We start from the raw sequence: 17,855 nt of genomic DNA, 5'->3' as shown, positions 1-17,855 counted from the left end.
TGCGCCTCCCATTCCCGCCGCGCAAGCGGCGTCCATGGCACCGGTCCGACTAGCGCCATCGTTCCCCGTCGCCGACGTCGAAGCTGATTGCATCGGCAAAGGGCCGGAGCACCTCGCTGGGAATTGCGTAGGTGATCGGCAGGCTGATCTCGCCCACGGTGAGCCCGCTCGTCACCATGCCGAGCACAGCACCCGTCTTCGCGTCACACACCACGCCGCCGCTGATGCCGCCGAGCGCCACCGAGCTGATCTGGAACAGTCGCGTCTCACCGCGCTGTATGGCCGGGATCACCGCGCTGATGATCCCTTCGAAAAAGGACGGCTGGACCAGCCCGCGGTTGGTCGCGTTGGAGAAAAACATCGCCTTGCCGAGCGGGAAGCCGCCGATCAGCACCCGGTCGCCGATTCCAACCTTGGTCGAGTCTCCCCAGGCCACCGGCGGCACGTCGTAGGGCGCCTCCTCGCTCTCGGTCGCAGGACAGATCAGGATGCCGGCGTCGATCCCCGGTCCGCCGTTCTCGAACCGTTGGTCATAGTAGCGCATGACGGCCGCGAACGGGTACGGCCGTTGCGCCTCTACGCCGTTCAGCCGGCTGTTCGCCCAGAGGTACGCTTCATGCTCCTTCAAGCGGAGCGCTTCCACGACGTGCCAGCAGGTGTAGAGCTTGCCGCGCCCAACCTGAAAGGCGGTACCCTGAATGTCCATGACCCAGTCCTCATGGGCGGGATCCTGGATCGCGATATGGAGCGCGAGGTCGCCCTTCGGCACGCCCGCCTTGTTGCCGACGGGTACGATCGATCGTGCGAGGCGGGAGATCGGCGTCTCCCGCCCGCGCGACGCCCAAGGCACGCGCTCGAGCGCCTCCTTCAAATTGGCCGGTTTCGGAGCCGGCCTTCGGTTACGCGCGGCCACTAACGCTCAGAGCCGATCCTTGAGGGCTTTGGCCGGCGCGAACGTGAGCTTCTTCGACGCGGCGATTGTGATCGGCTCGCCGGTCGCAGGGTTGCGGCCGCTGCGCTCGCTCATGCTCTTCACCTTGAACTTGCCGAAGCCCGGCAGGTTGATCTCGTCACCCGCCGCGGCGGCCTGGCTGATCGCGTTCAGCACCGCGTCGAGCAGGTCGCGCGTCTGCTTCTCCGTCGTGCCGAGGTGGTCGGCGACCTGCTTGGCGAGATCCTTGGTGTTCATGCTGTCCGCTTCCCCCCTGTTTGCCGAGCCGATGTCATAGCGGCGAAGCCATCCGCGGCAAACCGTCGCTGAACGGGATCGCCGTCCCGCTTCAGCCGTGAGCCCTCAGGCAGGAAGGTCCGCCAGACTGCCGCGCCAACCTGGATCCCCGGGGCGCCTGACCAGGCTGGTGAAGCCGAGCTCCGCCCGGATAGCCTCGAAGCGTGCAAGCACATTATCGACGTCGATACCCGACGCTCCATGCAGAACGCGCATGCGTTCCCGCAGGGCCGCCGGCCACCGCTCGCTGCCTCGAATCAGCATGGCCTGCACGCGTGTCGTGGCGTTCTCGAACAACCACTCAAGCTTCTGGGCCTTGACCTCGGAACCCGACGACCTGGTCCAGTACCAAAGGGAGAACAGCACGCTAATCTCCTCGCGTGAGATAATTGCGATCACCGCGCACAGTACCTTGGCCCTCATTCTCGGTGAAAGCTTGGGGAAGGAAGCGTCCGCCCAACTGCGAGGCCGGTGGTGCGGAACAGCGCCGATGAACTCGCATTGGAAGCGGTTGATCAGGCTGGTTTGGTCCAGATTGCGCGCGAGCAGCGCCTTTGTCAGATCGTCGAGCAGCGCCAGGAACTCGGACGGTTGGACCTCGCCTACCCCGAACCAGTGCGACGAATGGCCGAGCCAGGCGGCTCGCAAGCATTTCTCAAATGCCAGCAGCATCTCGAACTGTCGGGCGCCGCGCCGATCGTCACTCGGCCACTCGCTGGCGGGAACACGATGGACAACGGTCTGAAGGAGCTTGCGACAGTCGGGGCAGATCAGTTCGGTCGCGCCGTTGATGTGCACAAAGGTCGGCTGGCGAGTGGGCACGCAGTTGCGGCAGCTTTCGTATCGCCATCGCAAGTGACGATGACAGAGGACCAGCGGAAGAGCTGCCTCACGATCAAGGTAAGCGCCCCCCGCTCTGCGACCTTCTTCAAGACAGGTAGGACACCAGCAAAGAAGCAAAGGACCCGGGGCGTCTCTCGCCCGGTTGATGCAGCGTAGCCAGTCCACGGCAAGGTTCGGCCAAGCCTGCCCGAGGTCAAGCGCAGCGACGCATCCCGGGGCCAGTCCGAACGCCTCGGCGATCCGATCCCGCTCGTCGGGATCAAGTCCAACGTCCACACCGTTAGGAGCGACGTCGCCGTTCCGCAGCAGGCTGGCACGCAACCGGTCCACGTCCATGTCGTAGACCGCCGCAGTTCTGCCCAGCCAGGACGAGATCAGTTCGTCGGGATGCGCACGCGGGGCGACCGGCAGCGGGGATGCGTCGACGACCATCGCTCATGCAGTGCCCGCCGCGCCCGACACTGGCCGCCCTTGGCGTTTCGCGATCTCCTTCATGGTGACGCTCGGCAGCACAAGGTCATCGGCGTCCAGGTCTTCGGGTCCGATCGTCTCCGCGCTCCGCCGGATCGCCCGAACGGCGAGGTTCTCGACAAGCCGGAAGATACGGCCGGTATTTCCATCGGTCAGCTCCAGCAGCCTGGCCCTGAACAAGTCTTCGGCGAGCGGCGACGGGTTTCGGAGCGGCAGGATGGCGGCCAGCGTCACCAAGAGCAGCCGAAAGGCTTCGTCGTCTCGCCAACGCACGAGCTCGATCGCATCGAAGCGATCGGCAAGCGCGGCGTCCGTCAAGAGCGCCGCCCTCGCCTCGTGGTTGCCCGTGCAGACCAATGGAATGCGCAGATCGTTGGCGAAGTAGCGGATAGTGTTCAGGAAGATGCGTTGCTGTCGCGGTGTGCAGGCCAGCATGTGGTTGATCTCGTCAAGCAGCAGCATGCGCGCGCCGACCTGACCCATCAATCGGCGCGTAAGCTGCCGGGCGCGTCCGATGTCGGAGCCACCGGCGAAGCCAGCACCCAGCGCGGCTAGGACTTCGTCGTAGAACTCGCCCTCGGTCGGCTCCGGCGGCAGCTGCACGGCGACGACCGGAATGGTCGCCAGCCCCGTTCTGTCATCGAAGGTGCGCGGGTTCTCGTCCGCAAACCGCTCGACGATATGCGATTTGCCCATCCCTGTTTGCCCGAAAACGAGAAGGCAGGGCATGCGGGTGCGAGGCGGGTGCGCCAGCAGCTCGCCCAGCATCAACCGGACCTTCTCCGCCTTCGGAAAACCGACCCAGCGATCCTTGCGTATCCATGCGATACGCTCATCGTCAGGCCAGAGCGCCTGGTCGCGGTAGCCTTCCGCCAGATGCGCGAATCTGGTCATCCTCTCTTCTCGTCGACCAGGAACGGGAGGTCGCCCGCTGAAGGCGCGGGTGGCGGTAGTTGGCCAGACACAGGCGCCGGCTCGGCACGCTTGGGCAGATCAGAGTGCTTGGCCGCGCGGACGCGTTGAGCGTCCGCGAGCGCCGTCGCGGTGCGCTGCATGGCCAGCCGGGCCGCCTTGGTCTTGCGGGCAGCCTCGGCGACGATGAAGCGCTGCGTCTCAACGGCATCAAAGATGAGCTGCTCGTTGACGGCCCCGCGACCCCGCTCGCGCAGGGTACGCTGCGCCTCCAGCTGCTCCCATCGGGTGATCGCTGGCCGGCGAAGGTCGCGGTACGGCACCTCAAGATGATCACCATCCGGCAGCTCGAGCCAGATCCGCGACAGGTCGCGCGGGTCCCACCGGACGGGCAGCTTGCCGCCGAGTCGAGTATAATGACAGGACAGGGCATCATCCCAGTAGTGGGTGTTGAACAGCTCGATCCCTTCGCGCGTGACCGCTCGCACCTCGCAGGGCAGAAAGTCGAACAGGAACGTGGCCGGATCAGCGGGCAGCCGCATGAGTTCCGTCCGTCGCTCGACCGCTTCGTCCCAAGCTGTCGCAGGCGGGATGCCGAGCCCGCGGTGAATATCGGCGTGGTACGGCCCGATGATCTCCGCCGCGAGCCAGGCCTCGATCTCCGCCAGCGTCATGCACGCCTTGCCTTCGGCCTGGTAGTCGCCGCGCTCGGCGACGTTGGAAAAAGTGGTGCCGGGCAGCAGGTGGACGGCGCCCATCATCGTCCCGATCAGCCGCTCGATGTGCGCACCATAATGGGGACGCTTGCGAGGCCGGTACTCGAGCGCGATCGAGTAGGCACGGCAGCCGCGCTTCAATGCCTTCGAATGATGCTCCCGCGCATTGTCGAGGTGAAGACGGTCCATCAAGCCCTGATTGCCCCAGGGCGCAGACATGCCGCGTTCGGCGAGCCAGGGGTCCTTCGGCAGCACGGCGTGGCGCATGGCCATCCCGACCGACACCGCCGACGGGTGCAGCATCGTGAGGTAGAAGCCCGGCACCGTCCTGCTCGCAATGTCGATCATGAGCGTGATCCACGGCCGGCCGATCGGCCGACGATACACGTCGTCGACTGCGATTACGTCGACGAGCGTGTGGTCGGACTGCACGAGTTCGAGTGCGTAGCCTGCCTCAAGGCGGCCGCGCACCGGCCGAAACCGGTCGGCCGCCACCTTGGCGCCCTCGCGCGCGGCGATGATGTCCTTCGGCGGGAGCGCCGCGATGCGAGCGCGCAGCGCCTTGACGCTCGGGATTGGGACGCCGGCCTTCAGGCACTCGTGACGCAGCCAACGTCGCAAGCTGGCTACGCTCGGCTTCTCCGCGGTGAGATAAACCTCGCGAAGCGCTCGGCCGATCAGGTCTTCCTGTTCGCTCAGCAACCGGCGCTCGCCCCGTACCCGACCGCGCTTGCCCGGGAGAAGCGAGGCGAGCTCCGGTGAAGCGCGGTACGCCCGGATTAGTTCGAACAGGCGGGAGCGTCCAAGACCCAAGGTGGCTGCAGCGTTCGCTGCGGTCTGGGCATTGATCGTGACCTTGGCGGCAAGAGGCCGGATCACGAGTTCCCGGCGATGGGCCTCGCTAAAGGCTGCGTCACTCGCACCGTCCGTTCCCGCCTCGCGCATCGGTTCACAACCCTGCCGCTTGGACTGCGGACAAAGTCTATCTTTTCAGGGCATGAGTCCAGCGTTTCGGGAGCAGAATGCCCGGGCGAACCGGCAATCAAGGCCGCAGTCCACCTATTCAGGAACTGCGACAGACGGCGCGTCAAGCGACCGGCCCGAAAGTGCTTGACAGCGTCACGCTGTTTGTGTACAAAACAGGAACATCGAGATGGTGTGAACGGGTCGGAGCGACCCGGGCGGAGCGGAGCCGCCCGGGTGGTTGTCCGGCCCTTTCTGCGTGCGGGGGAGGCGGGCATGAAGGGTGATGCTGGCGCGCCCGGCGCGGCGGGAGCGGCGAAGGCGGCGAGCCTTCGCCGGACGGGCGGCGGCGCGGGGCAGGCGGTGCGCGCGCGCTTTCTGGAGCTGCTGATCGAGACCGGCAATGTCCGCACCGCGGCGGCGCGCGTGGAGGTGCCGCTGTCGACCGTGATGAGCTGGCAGGCACAGGACATCGATTTCGCGGCCGGCTGGGCGGCGGCCTGGGATCACAGCTATATGCTGCTCCACAGCGACCTGTTCGCCCAGGCGGCGGGGACGAACGATGCCGGGCGCAAGCTCGACGTGTCGCTGTCGCTCAACCTGCTGAAGCGCCGCGACGCGCTGGCCGCCGCGCAGGTGACGGGCAGCGGGGTCGAGCCGGTGCGCGTGCCGCTGCTGCGCGCCCAGTCCGAACTGCTGCGGCGGATCGCGGCGATGCGGGCGGAGGCGCAGGAATGACGGAAGCGGTGGCGGAGACGCGCGCGGCGCTGGCGCGGGTGGCGGCGCTGCCCGAACCCGCGCGGGCGCGGCTGGTGGGCGACCTGCCCGAGGGCGCGGTGCGGGCGCTGCACGACTGCTGGCCGCTCTGGGCGCATCCGGGGCAGCTGCCGGGACACGAGGACTGGTCGGTCTGGCTGATCCGCGCGGGCCGCGGCTTCGGCAAGACGCGCGCCGGGTCGGAATGGGTGCAGGCCTATCGCTACCGCGTCGGCGAGAGGGTGACGCGGCTGGCCGCCGATGCGGAGCGGCCGCAGGTGATCCATGTCCGCAGCTTCAACCCGCTCGACGATCATTACGGCATGGGGTGCCTGGGCGCGGCGTCGGCGGCGGTCGCCGTGCACAATGCGGCGGCGCGTTGGGGCAAGGCGCTGCTCGACAATGCGGCGCGGCCGTCGGGGGCGCTGGTCTATGATCCGGGCGACGGATCGGCCCTGTCGGCGACGCAATATGAGCGGCTGAGGGCGGAGCTGGATGCCTTTTCCGGCGCGGGCAATGCCGGGCGGCCGATGCTGCTGGAAGGGGGCCTCAAATGGCAGGCGCTGAGCCTGTCGCCGGCCGAGCTGGACTTTGCCGGGACCAAGGCGGCGGCGGCGCGGGAGATCGCGCTCGCCTTCGGCGTGCCGCCGATGCTGCTGGGACTGCCGGGCGATTCCACCCACGCCAATTATCGCGAGGCGAACCGCGCCCTGTGGCGGATGACGGTGCTGCCGCTGGCCGAGGAGCTGCTGACCGGGATCGCGCAGGGGCTGGCCGGGTGGTTCGCCGACCGACAGCGTCCCGCCGCCGCTCGCCGTCACGCCGTCGATCGCCGTCACCGGCCGCTCCGCCAGCGACTGCCAGCCGCCCGTTCCCGTCACCGCCTCGCTGACCGTCCGCACGAGGAAACGCTGCCCGCAAAACGCCTCCCCCGCCTCGAACGCGGCGCGGACCAGCCGCACCAGCACCGCATCCTCCGCCGTCCCCTCCAGCCGCAGCATCGCCTTCGCCGCCGCCACCGCCGCGGCGACCGCCGTCGCATCGGTCATCCCGCTCTCTCCCGCCTGTACGAAGGAATCCGGCCCGGGCGCCGCCGGGCCGGACCGGTCGATCAGTTCGCCGCGAACTTCAGCAGCTTGATCGCCTCGCTATTGGTCACGCAGCCGCCGATCCGCTTGGTGGCGTAGAAGCTGACGAACGGCTTGTTCGAATAGGGATCGCGCAGGATCGCCGTCTCGCGCCGCTCGGCCACCAGATAGCCCAGCCGGAAGTTGCCGAACGCGACCGACAGGCTGCCCGCGCCCATATCGGGCATGTCCTCGGCCTCGATCGCCGGATAGCCCAGCAGCGTCGCCGGCTGCCCCGCCGCCAGCCCCGCCTGCCACAGGAAATTGCCGTCGCTCGTCTTGATCTTGCGGATGCGCGCCAGCGTCCCCGCATTCATCACGAAGCACGCACCCTGCCGGTACGGGGCCTTCGAGGCCTATGCGATCGATATCGTCGAGGGCGTGGGGCGGGTGCGGCTGCCCGCGGGGGTGACGGCGCTGGTCGCCTATCGCGCCGGGCTGGCGGCGCGGTGGAACGCGCTGCCCGCCGGGCTGGCGCATGGCGTCACGCTGCTGGCGGTGCATTGGTGGGAGAATCGCCAGGCCGATGCGGCGCTGCCGACGGCGGTGGCGGCATTGTGGCGGCCGTTTCGCCGGCTGGGGATCGGGCGATGAGCGCGCGCGAGCTGCTGGTCGCGGCGGTCATGGCGCGGCTGAAGCCGCTGCCGCTGGCGGTGTTCGACGCGCCGCCGGTGCGCGCCACGGTGCCGCGCGCGGTGGTGGAGGAGCCGGCGCTGGCCGACTGGGGCGCGGCGGGGATCAGCGGGCGCGAGGGACGGCTGACCGTGGCGCTGTCCGACGAGGGCGAGCGGCCGGGACGGCTGCGCGGGCTGCTGGCGGCGGTGGAGGAGGCGGTGCCGCGCACCGCGCCGGTGCTGGGGCAGGGCTGGCGGATCGCGCGGCTGCAACTGGTGCGCAGCCGGCTGACCGCGGGGCCGGCGGGGCGGTGGAGCGGTGCGGCCGAGTTCGCGGTGCGATTGTACCGCGAGGATAGCTGAGGAGATGCGAGCATGATCGAGAAGGGAAGCGCCTTTCTGTTGAAGATCGGCGACGGGCAGGCCGTGCCAGTATTCGCGACGGTGGCGGGGCTGCGCACGACGCAGCTGTCGATCAACGGCGAGGCGGTGGTCGTCACCAGCAAGGATTCGGGCGGGTGGCGGCAGCTGCTGTCGGGCGCGGGGGTGCGCAGCGTCAGCGTGTCGGGCGCGGGCGTGTTCACCGGATCGGCGGCGGAGGGGCGGATCCGCGGCCATGCGCTGGCGGGAACGATCGAGGACTATCGGCTGAGCTTCGAGGGGGGCGAGACGCTGACCGGGCGGTTCCTGGTGACGCGGCTCGACTTCGCGGGCGATTTCAACGGGGAGCGGACCTACACCCTGTCGCTGGAGAGCAGCGGCCAGGTGGTGGCGGCATGAGCGCGCCGGCGAACCCGGTGCGCGGCGAGGCGATGCTGCGGGTCAAGGGCGAGACTCTGGTGCTGCGCCCGAGCTTCGCGGCGCTGGTCGCGGCGGAGGGCGAGCTGGGGCCGCTGTTCGCGCTCGTCGAACGGGCGGCGGAGGGGCGGCTGGCGCTGGCGGAGATGGCGGCGCTGTTCTGGCACCTCGTCCAGGACCGGCCCGACTGGGCGACGCGCGAGGCGCTGGGCGAGGCGGTGGTGGCGGGCGGACTGGCGCAGGCGACGCCGGTGCTGCGCACGCTGCTGTCGCAGATCCTGGGCGGACGATGAGCTTTGCCGAACAGGCGGCGCGGCTGGCGGGCTTTGCCGGGGCGGTGCTGGGGTGGAGCCCCGACGCCTTCTGGCGGGCGACCCCGGCCGAGCTGGCGGCGGTGGTCGCGGCACTGAGCGGAGAGGCGGCGGGCGCGCCCGCCGATACCGCGACGATGGCGCGGTTGCAGGAGGCGTTTCCCGATGGATGACGGGTCGATCGACGGGATGAGGGTACAGGTCCGCGCCGATACGGCGGGCTTCGGACAGGACGTGGCGGCGATGCGCGCCGATCTGGAGTCGGTGCTGGTACCCGGCGCGCAGCGGGCGGGCCGGGCGATCGAGGCGTCGCTGCTGACCGCGGTGCGGACCGGGCGGCTGGCCTTCGAGGAGCTGCGCGCGACGGCGCTGAAGGCGATGGACGCCATCGCGGCGGCCGCGCTCCATGCCGGCGTCAAGGCGGTGACGGGCGGCGGCGGGATCGGCGGGCTGCTGGAACGGCTCGGCGGGGTGCTGGGGGGCGTGGTCGGCGCGCCGGGCCGGGCGACGGGTGGGCCGGTGACGGGCGGGCGGCCCTATTGGGTCGGCGAGCGCGGGCCGGAGCTGTTCGTGCCGGCTGCGGCGGGGCGGATCGAGCCGGTGGCCGCAGCGGGTCCGCGCGAGGTGCGGGTGGCGATCACGGTCAACGCCAGCGGGAGCGATGCGCCGGCGGCGATGGCGCGATCCGCGCGGCAGGTGGCGCGGGCGGTGAAGGCGGCGTTGGAGGGGTAGGAGTCGGAGCACTGTAGCCCCCTCCCCTTCAGGGGAGGGGGCGGGGGTGGGGGCCTGTCCGCGGGCGGAACTCTTGGGGAGACGCCCCACCCCAACCCCTCCCCTGAAGGGGAGGGGCTTAGATGGAGGTTGCTATGGCGCACTGGCTGGCGCGGGCGCGGGGCGGGCAGGAGGCGGGGTTCGTCTCGCGGTTCGATCCGACGCTGTGGACGGTCAATTTTCCGCGGCCGATGATGGCGGCGGTCACGACGACGGCAGCGGATGCGCTGCGGGTGGATGGCGTCTTCTACCGGCGCGACGATCTGGCGGGGCTGATCTGGGAGTCGGCGGACCGGTTCGACCATGTCCTGCTCGCCTATGAGACGGCGCGGGACTATCGCGATTGCCGGCTGCGGTTCCGCTGGCGCTCGCACGGGATCGTGCCGCTCGACGCGGTGAACGGCCCGGTGCTGACGATCGAGGGGCGCGACGCCGGCGGGCAGCCGCGCGCCTGGTATGTGCGGCTTTGGAACTATGCGAGCGGCAGTCCCGAGGACGCGCTGATCGCACTCGACTTCGCCGATCTGGCGGGCGGCTTCCTGCACCCGGCCGAGGCGGATCCGGTCTGGGCGGGCGATGTCGACCGGATGTTCGTGTCGCTGGTGCCGCCCGGCCACGATGCGGGCGGCGGTGCGCTGCCGGCGCCGGTCGAGGGCTGGGCGGAGATGAGCGGCATCGCGTGCGAGGGGCCGGGCAGCGTGCTCGAGCGGGGCGATGTGGTGGTGCCCGCGCATCCGCTGGGGATCGCGGGCGGCTATGACGACAGCTATCACCTGACGCCGGCGCGGCTGCTGCGCAACGCGCTGCAGCTCGGCTATCGCGGGCCGATCGTCCATTATGTCGGGATGAGCCATTACTTCCGGCTCGATGCCGCCGGCCTCGCGACGGTGACGGGCGGGGCGCTCAACATCGCCTGCGCGGCGTGGCACCGGGACTTTGCGGCGCGGGCGAAGATGCTGGGCTATGACCTGATCTGGTCGCTGTCCTACGAGCTGTTCGATGCGCATTGCCCGGCGGCGTGGAAGCAGCGTCGGGCGGACGGCGCGGCGGCGCTGACCGGCTGGTCGCCGCCCTCGACCCTGCTGAGCCCCGCCAATGGCGAGGCGATGGCCTATCTGGCGGCGGTGGCGCGGGCGCTGCTGGCGATCGGGACGGCGGCAGGGCTGGCCCCGCGCTTCCAGATCGGCGAGCCGTGGTGGTGGATCGATCCGGCCAGCCAGGCGCCATGCCTGTATGACGCCGCGGCGGTGCAGGCCTTTGCGCCCGTTCCGATTTCCAGCATCCGCGCGGTCGAGAGCGACGCCCAGCGGGCGACGCTCGACCGGGCGGGGGCGTGTTTGGCCGCCTCCACCGCGGCGCTGACGGCGGCGGTGCGCGCGGCGGCCCCGGGCTGTGTCGTGCATCTGCTGGCCTATTTGCCCACGGTCCTCGATCCGCTTGCGCCCGAGGCGCGGCGGGCGAACCTGCCGGTCGGCTGGGCGAGCCCCGCCTTCGACGTGCTGCAGGTCGAGGATTATGACTGGGCCGCCGCGGGCGACCGGGCGGCGACCGCGGCCGGCGTGGCGGCGGTGACGGCGCGGCTCGGCTATCCGGCCGACAGGCAGCATTATCTCAGCGGCTTCGTGCTGCGCGCCGAGGATGCCGGGCAATGGGCCGCGATCGACCGGGCGGCGGCGGATGCGCGGAGGCGGGGCGTGGCGGCGACGATCCTGTGGGCGCTGCCCCAGGTGATGCGCGACGGCTTCGTGCATTTCGATACGGACGAGGAGGAGGCGATGCAGGCGTTCGACGACGTGGCCTTTCCGCTGGCGCTGGGCCGCGAGGCGGAGGTGGCGCCGGGCTTCTCGACCCAGATCGTCACCGCGGCGAGCGGGGCGGAGCAGCGCAATGCGAGCTGGGCCGAGGCGCGCTGCCGCTATGACGTCGGGCCGGGCGTGCGGTCGGAGGCGGATATCGCGACGCTGCTGGCCTTCTTCCGGGCACGGATGGGGCCGGCGCGCGGGTTTCGCCTGCGCGATCCCTTCGACTGGCAGGGGATCGACGAGCATCTGGGCACCGGCGACGGGCAGACCCGGCGCTTCGCGCTGGTCCGCCGCTATGGCGAGGCGGTGCGGCGGGTGACGCGGCCGGTGGCGGGCAGCGTGAGCGTCGCGGTCGACGGGGTCGCGGCGGCCTTCGCGGTCGCGCCGGGCGGGTGGGTGACGCTGGACCGCGCGCCCGCGGCCGGAACGACGGTGACGGCGAGCTTCGCCTTCGACGTGCCGGTGCGCTTCGCCGAGGACAGGCTGACGGTCAGCCGGTCGACCTTCCAGGCGGGGGTCGCCGCGTCGGTGCCGCTGATCGAACTGCGCGAGGCGGCTCCATGACCTGGCTGGAGAGCGAGGCGACCACGATCGCGCTGTGCTGGCGGATCGAACGGCGCGACGGGGTGACGATCGGGCTGACCGCGCACGATCACGACCTGACGGTCGACGGGCTGGTCCATCGCGCGGTGCCGGGCATGACCCCCTCCGCCGCGACGCGCGGCACGGGGCTGGACGCGGATACGATGGAGGTCGCCGGGGCGGTGTCGGCGGCGGCGATCGCCGGCGCGGACCTGCTGGCGGGGCGCTTCGACGGCGCGCGGGTGCAGCTGTTCGCGATCGACTGGAGCGGCGCGAGCGATGGTCGGGTGGCGCTGGGCGAGGGGACGATCGGCACGGTCGAGATGCATGACGGGCGATTCTCGGCCGAATTGCAGGGACCGGGCGCGCTGCTGGGGCGGAGCGTGTGCGAGGAGACCTCGCCCGGCTGCCGCGCGAGCCTGGGCGACAGGCGCTGCCGGGTGCCGATGGCGGGACGGCGGCGGTTCGCGCGGGTGACGGCGGCGGCGGGAGCGGTGCTGACGCTCGACAGCGCAGAGCCGGTAGCGGGCGCCTATGGCGGGGGGAGCGTGCGATGGATGGACGGCGGCAATGGCGGGCTGCGCCAGACGATCGCGGTGTCCGCGGGCGCGACGGTGACGCTCGAGGCGGCGCCGGTCGCGCCGGTGATGCCGGGCGCGCTGGTCGAACTGATCGAGGGCTGCGACCGGACGCTGGCGACCTGCGCGGCGCGGTTCGGCAATGCGGCGAACTTCCGCGGCGAGCCGCATCTGCCGGGGATGGACCTGATCACCCGCTGGATCTGAGTTCCGCGATCGTCGCGCGGGCGCGGGGAGCGATCGGGGTGCCGTTCCGGCTGCACGGCCGCGACCGGGCGGGGCTCGACTGTGTGGGGCTGGCGGCGCTGGCGTTGGACCTGCGCCCGGTGCCGACCGGCTATCCGCTGCGCGGGCATGGCGGGGCGGCGGCGTGGCTGGATGCCCGACTGACCGGCGTGGCGGCGGCCGCGGCGGGCGATGTGCTGCTGCTGTCGACCGGGCCGGGCCAGCTGCATCTGGGGATCTGGACGGGCGGCGGGCTGGTCCATGCCGATCTGGGATTGGGACGGGTGGTCGAGCGGTCGGGCGCGCCGCCCTGGCCGATCCTCGGCACATGGCGGAGGGAGCGATAGATGGCGACGCTGGTGCTGACCGCGGTGGGAAGCGCGCTGGGCGGGCCGGTCGGCGGTGCGATCGGCGGGCTGATCGGGAACGGGCTGGACCACCGGCTGCTCGGCCGCCGGCGCGACGGGCCGCGCCTGACCGAACTGGCGGTGCAGACCTCGTCCTACGGTACGGCGATCCCGCTGGTCTTCGGGACGATGCGGGTCGCCGGGACGGTGATCTGGTCGACCGATCTGAAGGAGGCGCGGAGCGGCGGCGGCAAGGGGCAGGGGACGCGCTACGGCTATTCCGCCTCGTTCGCGGTGCTGCTGTCGGGGCGGCCGATACGGCGGATCGGGCGGATCTGGGCGGACGGCCGGCTGGTGCGCGGCGCGGCGGGCGACCTGAAGGTGAAGGCGGGCCTGTGCCTTCATGCCGGCGGCGAGGACCAGCCGGTCGACCCGCTGATCGCGAGCGCGCGAGGCACGACGCCCGCCTATCGCGGCATGGCCTATCTGGTGTGGGAAGATCTGCCGCTGGCCGATTTCGGCAACCGGATTCCGCAGATGACGGTGGAGGTGATCGCCGACGATGCGGCTGTCGCGGCGGGCGCGATCGCGCGGGCGGTGGCGGCCGAGGTGACGGCCGGCGAGGGGATGGCGCTGGCCGGCTTCGCCGCGACGGGCAGCGTGCGCGGCGTGCTGGAGGTGCTGGCCCAGGCGGCCGGCGGCTGGTGGTCGCCGGCAGGCGGCGGCCTGGCCCTGTGCCTCGATGCCGGCGCGCCGGGCGTGGTGACCGATGACGGCGTCGCGACCCAGGGCGTGAGCGGCGCCGCGCGGAGCCGGCGGACCGCCCCGATCGAGACGGTGCCGCGCGCGATCGCGGTCAGCCACTACGACCCGGCGCGCGACTATCAGGCGGGCGTGCAACGCGCCGCCCGCATCGGGCCCGGAACCGGCGAGGAGCGGATCGAGATGCCCGCCGCCCTGTCGGCCGGCGCCGCACGGAGCCTGGCCGCGCAGCTGCTGGCGCAGGCGGCGGCGGCGCGCGTACGGCGGACGGTGACGCTGGGCTTCGCCGGCATGACGGTGGCGGCGGGGCGGGTGGTGCGGATCGGCGAGGAGCCAGGCCGCTGGCGGGTCGCCGAGGCGAGCGTCGAGGGCCTCGCCACCCGGCTGACGCTCGAGCCGCTGGCGGGGGCGGTCGCGGTGCCGGCAGGGGCGTCGAGCGGCAGCGTGGCGGCCGCGCCGGACGTGCCGCTCGGCACCACCGTGCTGCGTGCCGCGGAGATTCCGGCGCTCGACGACGATCTCGCCGGCACGCCGCGGCTGACGGTGGTGGCGAACGGGACCGGCGCAGGCTGGCGGCGCGCGACGCTGCTGTGGAGCGCCGACGACGGCGCGAGCTGGACCGACGCGGGGGAAACCGGGGCGCCGGGCGTGGTCGGCTCGGTCGAGGCGGTGACCGATTTCGCCACCGCCTGCCTGTTCGATCTGGCCGGATCGCTGACGGTGCGGCTGGCGCGGGGCGACATGATGCTGGCGGATGCCGACGATGCGGCGCTCGATCGCGGGGCGAACCTGGCGATGGCGGCGGGCGAACTGATCCAGTTCGGCCGGGCCGAGATGCTGGGGGCGGGACGCTGGCGGCTGACGCGGCTGCTGCGCGGACGGCGCGGAACCGAGGCGGTGCCGGCGCGGGCGGGCGACGGCTTCGCGCTGCTCTCCGCCGACAGCGTGCGGACGATCGCGCTGCCGCTGGCGCTGCTCGGGCGCGAGATTCGCGTCGCGGCCGCGGGCGCCGGAGACGCGGCGCCGGTCGAGGTGCGGGTGCTGCTGGACGGCGCCTCGGTCCGTCCGCCCGCGCCGGCGGCGCTGATCCGGAGCGGCGCGGGCCTCGTCTGGACGCGGCGGAGCCGGGCGGGCTGGGGCTGGCGCGACGGCGGCGACGCGCCGCTGGGCGAGGAGGCGGAACGCTACCGCCTGACGCTGACCGCGGCCGACGGTTCGTCGACGACGGTCGAGACGGAGGCGCCCGCCTGGCCCGGGCCGGTCGCGCCGGGGACGCGTGTGGCCCTGCGCCAGCGCGGGACCTGGGCCGATTCGCTGCCGCTGACGGCGGATGTGTAGGGAGGGAGACGAACATGGCGAACAGGACGGCGCGGCTGGGGCTGCCGCTGATCGAACCCGATCAGGCGCAGAAGGAGTTGACGCACAACGAGGCGCTGGTGATCCTCGACACGGTCACCTGCCTGGCCGTCGGGGGCGCACCCCGCGACGAGCCGCCGGGCGACCCGGCCGCCGGCCAGTGCTGGATCGTCGGCCCGGCGCCGCGCGGCGCCTGGGCGGGCCGCACCGACCAGGTCGCGGCCTGGACGAGCGGCGGGTGGCGGTTCGTCGCACCGCAGGAAGCGATGGTCGCATGGGACGTGCAGAACAGGATTATACTGCGTTATCAGTCCGGTGCGTGGAAGGCTCCGGCGTCCGTGACGATCCCGGCGGCGACCGGCGGCGGTGACGGCGAAGCGCGGCAGGCGATCGCGGGGCTGGCGGGCGCCCTCCGCGCCCAGGGCCTGCTGGCCGGATAAAAGCGTTGCATCCGCGCAACACCGATCAAGTTTGTCGACTTGCCTGGAAACCAACCCCTCTATAGTGGGTTTGCGCTGTCCGTAGTGACAACCAGGAAAGGGGACTATTATGCGGAAGCTTGCCGTCGTTCTGGCACTTGCCTCCACCGCTCTGGCCTCGCCCTCGCTCGCCCGTGACAAGGCGTGGTATGTGGGCGTCGAGGGTGGCGCGATGATCGTCGAGGACATCGACTGGAACATCAAGAACGCTGCCGGGACGTCGATCGGCACCTCCACCACCGACCATGACTATGGCTACGATGTCGATGGCATCGTGGGCTATGACTTCGGTGGGTTCCGGGTCGAGACCGAGGTCGGCTATCGCCGCGCGACCGTCGACGGCTTCTCGTCGACCGCCGCCACCCCGACCGGCATCGGTTCGGGCACGGTCGCTGCCAATTCGTACGACTATGCCGGCGGCTCTTCGTCGGCGCTCAGCTTCATGCTGAACGGCCTGCTCGACTTCGGTCCGGACGATGGCGTCCAGGGCTTCGTCGGCGGCGGTGTCGGCGTGGCGCGCGTCAAGGCGAACTACAAGCTGAACAACACGGCGTCGTTCCTCGACGACAGCGACACGGGCTTCGCGTGGCAGGTGCTGGCGGGGATCCGCGCGCCGCTGACCGAGAATCTCGACGTCAGCGTCAAGTATCGCTTCTTCAACGCCGAAGACGTGAAGCTGGTCAACGTCGCCAACCAGACGCTGGACGGGCGCTATCGCTCGCACAGCATCCTCGGTGGCCTGATCTACAACTTCGGCGAGCCGGCCGCTCCGCCGCCGCCGCCGCCCCCGCCGCCGCCGCCTCCCCCGCCGCCCCCGCCGCCGCCCCCGGCTCCGGAGCCGGTGGTCTGCTCGCCGGGACCGTTCATCGTGTTCTTCGAGTGGGACAAGTCGGACATCACGCCGGAGGCCGCGTCGATCCTCGACAACGCCGTCACCCAGTACCAGAACTGCGGCAATGCGCAGGTCATGCTGGGCGGCTACACCGACACCTCGGGTACCGCGAAGTACAACCAGGGTCTGTCGCAGCGTCGCGCGGATGCGGTGAAGGCCTATATGACCTCGCGTTCGATCCCGGATGCGAACATCACCACCCAGGCGTTCGGCGAGACGAACCTGCGCGTGCAGACTGCCGACGGCGTCCGCGAAGTGCAGAACCGTCGCGTGGAGATCACCTACGGCCCGGGTTCGGGTCAGTAATCTCCCACGCCTCGGCGCTGAAAAAAGAGGGAGGTCGGCGAAAGCCGGCCTCCTTTTTTGTGCGTCGGGGGGGGAGCCATCAGCGCTCCTCGTCCGGAGCCCTGAGCGCTTCCACGAGGGGGATGTCACCCCGGACCTGTTCCGGGGGCTACCGTGCCGCGAGAGCAACGGCCTGAACATAGGCGGATCCGTGGTCGCCGGAGCGGGTCCGGCATGACGGAAGGGTTGTAGGTGGCGACCGCGACCAACCGGCGGCGACCGCAACCTTGCCCGAATCAGTCTATCGCGAGTGCGTCCTCGAGCCAGTCCGGTCGCAGCGCATCGCCCAGCGCCTCGACGCGGCGGTGTTCGATCATCAGGCCGAGCTCCGGATAGGCCGCGCGCGTCCGCTCGCCCGGCTCGCCGAGCGGAACCACCACCAGCCGGCGGTTGACCTTGCTGCGGTGGTGCATCCGCGCGGTATTCTCCTGCCCGACATAGCAGCCCTTGGTGTAGCTGACGCCGTCGAGCTCGCCGGCATTGCACTCGAGCCAGAGGGTCTCGCCATCGCCGAGCTCCGCCACCCCCTCTGTCACGCCCAGCCGCAGGCGATGCGACAGCCATGCGGCATCGACCGCCGCGCCATCGCCGAGGGCGAGCCAGCGCCAGCCCAGCGTGGCGAGGCGCGGATCGGGCGTCGCGCCGTCGACCGGATCGGGCGACCAGTGGACCGCAAGCCCCTCCGCCGGCGCGAGCGCGATCGCGCGGCGCAGCCGGTAGAGGGTGAGCCGCTTCGCCAGCGCCTCGGCGCGCCCGGCCTCGACGTCGAGCAGCACGTCCTCGCCCGCCGGCCAGACGATCAGGTCGAACAACGCCTTGCCCTGCGGGGTCAGCAATCCGGCCCAGACCGGTCCGGTGCGCGCCGCCGCGCCCGCGACGTCGTTCGTCAGCAATCCCTGGAGGAAGCCGCGCACATCCTCGCCCGAGAGGCGGATCAGCGCGCGATGGGCCAGCATCGTCATGCCCGGAAGCTAGGG

Annotated in this window: 19 protein-coding genes and 2 pseudogenes; 14 read left to right on the top strand and 7 right to left on the bottom strand. The window is 71.3% G+C overall.

Annotation, left to right across the window (positions count from 1 at the left end; all coding sequences use genetic code 11):
• Nucleotides 1-49: 49 nt before the first annotated feature.
• The 5 genes from IEX18_RS10050 to IEX18_RS10030 form a co-directional block, all read right to left on the bottom strand.
• On the bottom strand, nt 50-871 hold the full coding sequence (locus tag IEX18_RS10050; protein WP_018251266.1) for a trypsin-like peptidase domain-containing protein: 822 nt from the start codon (nt 869-871) through the stop codon (nt 50-52).
• A gap of 48 nt (nt 872-919) precedes the next feature.
• Nucleotides 920-1,189 carry an HU family DNA-binding protein gene (locus IEX18_RS10045; protein ID WP_018251265.1) on the bottom strand — a complete coding sequence of 90 codons (270 nt, stop codon included), beginning with the start codon at nt 1,187-1,189 and terminating at the stop codon, nt 920-922.
• A 105-nt stretch (nt 1,190-1,294) separates the two neighbouring features.
• A complete protein-coding gene (locus tag IEX18_RS10040) occupies nt 1,295-2,503 on the bottom strand; it encodes a TniQ family protein (protein WP_026189143.1) in 1,209 nt (402 codons plus the stop codon).
• Between the two features lie 3 nt (nt 2,504-2,506).
• Nucleotides 2,507-3,436 carry a TniB family NTP-binding protein gene (locus IEX18_RS10035; protein ID WP_018251263.1) on the bottom strand — a complete coding sequence of 310 codons (930 nt, stop codon included), beginning with the start codon at nt 3,434-3,436 and terminating at the stop codon, nt 2,507-2,509.
• Complete coding sequence (locus tag IEX18_RS10030; RefSeq protein ID WP_188658592.1) at nt 3,433-5,115, bottom strand: TnsB C-terminal domain-containing protein; 1,683 nt, start codon at nt 5,113-5,115, stop codon at nt 3,433-3,435. The genes IEX18_RS10035 and IEX18_RS10030 overlap by 4 nt, the downstream gene beginning before the upstream one ends.
• Before the next feature lie 294 nt (nt 5,116-5,409).
• Between IEX18_RS10030 and IEX18_RS10025 the strand changes: the two genes are divergently transcribed.
• Both IEX18_RS10025 and IEX18_RS10020 read left to right on the top strand, forming a co-directional pair.
• The gene (locus tag IEX18_RS10025) at nt 5,410-5,871 is read left to right on the top strand and encodes a hypothetical protein (protein WP_188658591.1); all 462 of its coding nucleotides are present in this window, start codon (nt 5,410-5,412) and stop codon (nt 5,869-5,871) included.
• 224 nt (nt 5,872-6,095) lie between these two features.
• Nucleotides 6,096-6,674 (top strand): annotated as a pseudogene (locus IEX18_RS10020) (phage portal protein); the annotation flags it as partial.
• A 326-nt stretch (nt 6,675-7,000) separates the two neighbouring features.
• Here IEX18_RS10020 and IEX18_RS10015 read toward each other — a convergent pair.
• Nucleotides 7,001-7,372, bottom strand: a pseudogene (locus IEX18_RS10015) (phage major capsid protein); the annotation flags it as partial.
• On the opposite strand from IEX18_RS10015, the gene IEX18_RS10010 reads away from it, so the two are divergent.
• The 12 genes from IEX18_RS10010 to IEX18_RS09955 all read left to right on the top strand — a co-directional run bounded on the left by IEX18_RS10010 (nt 7,308) and on the right by IEX18_RS09955 (nt 16,839).
• Nucleotides 7,308-7,610, top strand: a complete 303-nt coding sequence (locus IEX18_RS10010; protein WP_188658589.1) for a head-tail connector protein — start codon at nt 7,308-7,310, stop codon at nt 7,608-7,610. The pseudogene IEX18_RS10015 and the gene IEX18_RS10010 sit on opposite strands and share 65 nt — an antisense overlap.
• Nucleotides 7,607-7,993, top strand: a complete 387-nt coding sequence (gene gp17, locus IEX18_RS10005; protein WP_188658588.1) for a tail completion protein gp17 — start codon at nt 7,607-7,609, stop codon at nt 7,991-7,993. The genes IEX18_RS10010 and gp17 overlap by 4 nt, the downstream gene beginning before the upstream one ends.
• A gap of 12 nt (nt 7,994-8,005) precedes the next feature.
• Complete coding sequence (locus IEX18_RS10000; RefSeq protein ID WP_188658587.1) at nt 8,006-8,410, top strand: phage major tail protein, TP901-1 family; 405 nt, start codon at nt 8,006-8,008, stop codon at nt 8,408-8,410.
• A complete protein-coding gene (locus IEX18_RS09995) occupies nt 8,407-8,721 on the top strand; it encodes a gene transfer agent family protein (protein ID WP_188658586.1) in 315 nt (104 codons plus the stop codon). The genes IEX18_RS10000 and IEX18_RS09995 overlap by 4 nt, the downstream gene beginning before the upstream one ends.
• A complete protein-coding gene (locus IEX18_RS09990) occupies nt 8,718-8,912 on the top strand; it encodes a phage tail assembly chaperone (RefSeq protein WP_188658585.1) in 195 nt (64 codons plus the stop codon). Before IEX18_RS09995 ends, IEX18_RS09990 begins: the two co-directional genes overlap by 4 nt.
• On the top strand, nt 8,905-9,471 hold the full coding sequence (locus IEX18_RS09985; RefSeq protein WP_188658584.1) for a tail tape measure protein: 567 nt from the start codon (nt 8,905-8,907) through the stop codon (nt 9,469-9,471). The genes IEX18_RS09990 and IEX18_RS09985 overlap by 8 nt, the downstream gene beginning before the upstream one ends.
• A gap of 134 nt (nt 9,472-9,605) precedes the next feature.
• Nucleotides 9,606-11,876, top strand: coding sequence for a DUF2460 domain-containing protein (locus IEX18_RS09980; RefSeq protein WP_188658690.1), 2,271 nt, complete (start codon nt 9,606-9,608; stop codon nt 11,874-11,876).
• Nucleotides 11,873-12,679, top strand: coding sequence for a phage/gene transfer agent baseplate hub protein (locus IEX18_RS09975; RefSeq protein ID WP_188658583.1), 807 nt, complete (start codon nt 11,873-11,875; stop codon nt 12,677-12,679). Before IEX18_RS09980 ends, IEX18_RS09975 begins: the two co-directional genes overlap by 4 nt.
• A 38-nt stretch (nt 12,680-12,717) precedes the next feature.
• Nucleotides 12,718-13,044, top strand: a complete 327-nt coding sequence (locus IEX18_RS09970) for a peptidoglycan endopeptidase (protein WP_229664490.1) — start codon at nt 12,718-12,720, stop codon at nt 13,042-13,044.
• On the top strand, nt 13,045-15,144 hold the full coding sequence (locus IEX18_RS09965) for a phage tail protein (RefSeq protein ID WP_188658582.1): 2,100 nt from the start codon (nt 13,045-13,047) through the stop codon (nt 15,142-15,144).
• Between the two features lie 14 nt (nt 15,145-15,158).
• Nucleotides 15,159-15,602, top strand: a complete 444-nt coding sequence (locus IEX18_RS09960) for a DUF2793 domain-containing protein (RefSeq protein ID WP_188658581.1) — start codon at nt 15,159-15,161, stop codon at nt 15,600-15,602.
• Nucleotides 15,603-15,711: 109 nt separating this feature from the next.
• Complete coding sequence (locus IEX18_RS09955) at nt 15,712-16,839, top strand: OmpA family protein (protein ID WP_188658580.1); 1,128 nt, start codon at nt 15,712-15,714, stop codon at nt 16,837-16,839.
• Nucleotides 16,840-17,114: 275 nt separating this feature from the next.
• Here IEX18_RS09955 and ygfZ read toward each other — a convergent pair whose 3' ends face one another.
• On the bottom strand, nt 17,115-17,840 hold the full coding sequence (gene ygfZ / locus IEX18_RS09950) for a CAF17-like 4Fe-4S cluster assembly/insertion protein YgfZ (protein ID WP_229664489.1): 726 nt from the start codon (nt 17,838-17,840) through the stop codon (nt 17,115-17,117).
• Nucleotides 17,841-17,855: the final 15 nt, after the last annotated feature.

Source organism: Sphingomonas metalli (genome assembly GCF_014641735.1).
GTDB lineage: Bacteria > Pseudomonadota > Alphaproteobacteria > Sphingomonadales > Sphingomonadaceae > Sphingomonas > Sphingomonas metalli.
Note: the sequence above shows the minus strand (reverse complement) of the source record. Positions and strands in the feature narration are given on the sequence as shown.

Excerpts from the sequence above, each read along its gene's own strand:
- IEX18_RS10045 (WP_018251265.1), bottom strand. The coding sequence starts at position 1,189 with ATGAACACCAAGGATCTCGCCAAGCAGGTCGCCGACCACCTCGGCACG.
- IEX18_RS10040 (WP_026189143.1), bottom strand. The coding sequence starts at position 2,503 with ATGGTCGTCGACGCATCCCCGCTGCCGGTCGCCCCGCGTGCGCATCCC.
- IEX18_RS10035 (WP_018251263.1), bottom strand. The coding sequence starts at position 3,436 with ATGACCAGATTCGCGCATCTGGCGGAAGGCTACCGCGACCAGGCGCTC.
- IEX18_RS10030 (WP_188658592.1), bottom strand. The coding sequence starts at position 5,115 with ATGCGCGAGGCGGGAACGGACGGTGCGAGTGACGCAGCCTTTAGCGAG.
- IEX18_RS10025 (WP_188658591.1), top strand. The coding sequence starts at position 5,410 with ATGAAGGGTGATGCTGGCGCGCCCGGCGCGGCGGGAGCGGCGAAGGCG.
- IEX18_RS10010 (WP_188658589.1), top strand. The coding sequence starts at position 7,308 with ATGCGCGCCAGCGTCCCCGCATTCATCACGAAGCACGCACCCTGCCGG.
- gp17 (WP_188658588.1), top strand. The coding sequence starts at position 7,607 with ATGAGCGCGCGCGAGCTGCTGGTCGCGGCGGTCATGGCGCGGCTGAAG.
- IEX18_RS10000 (WP_188658587.1), top strand. The coding sequence starts at position 8,006 with ATGATCGAGAAGGGAAGCGCCTTTCTGTTGAAGATCGGCGACGGGCAG.
- IEX18_RS09995 (WP_188658586.1), top strand. The coding sequence starts at position 8,407 with ATGAGCGCGCCGGCGAACCCGGTGCGCGGCGAGGCGATGCTGCGGGTC.
- IEX18_RS09990 (WP_188658585.1), top strand. The coding sequence starts at position 8,718 with ATGAGCTTTGCCGAACAGGCGGCGCGGCTGGCGGGCTTTGCCGGGGCG.
- IEX18_RS09985 (WP_188658584.1), top strand. The coding sequence starts at position 8,905 with ATGGATGACGGGTCGATCGACGGGATGAGGGTACAGGTCCGCGCCGAT.
- IEX18_RS09980 (WP_188658690.1), top strand. The coding sequence starts at position 9,606 with ATGGCGCACTGGCTGGCGCGGGCGCGGGGCGGGCAGGAGGCGGGGTTC.
- IEX18_RS09975 (WP_188658583.1), top strand. The coding sequence starts at position 11,873 with ATGACCTGGCTGGAGAGCGAGGCGACCACGATCGCGCTGTGCTGGCGG.
- IEX18_RS09965 (WP_188658582.1), top strand. The coding sequence starts at position 13,045 with ATGGCGACGCTGGTGCTGACCGCGGTGGGAAGCGCGCTGGGCGGGCCG.
- IEX18_RS09960 (WP_188658581.1), top strand. The coding sequence starts at position 15,159 with ATGGCGAACAGGACGGCGCGGCTGGGGCTGCCGCTGATCGAACCCGAT.
- IEX18_RS09955 (WP_188658580.1), top strand. The coding sequence starts at position 15,712 with ATGCGGAAGCTTGCCGTCGTTCTGGCACTTGCCTCCACCGCTCTGGCC.
- ygfZ (WP_229664489.1), bottom strand. The coding sequence starts at position 17,840 with ATGACGATGCTGGCCCATCGCGCGCTGATCCGCCTCTCGGGCGAGGAT.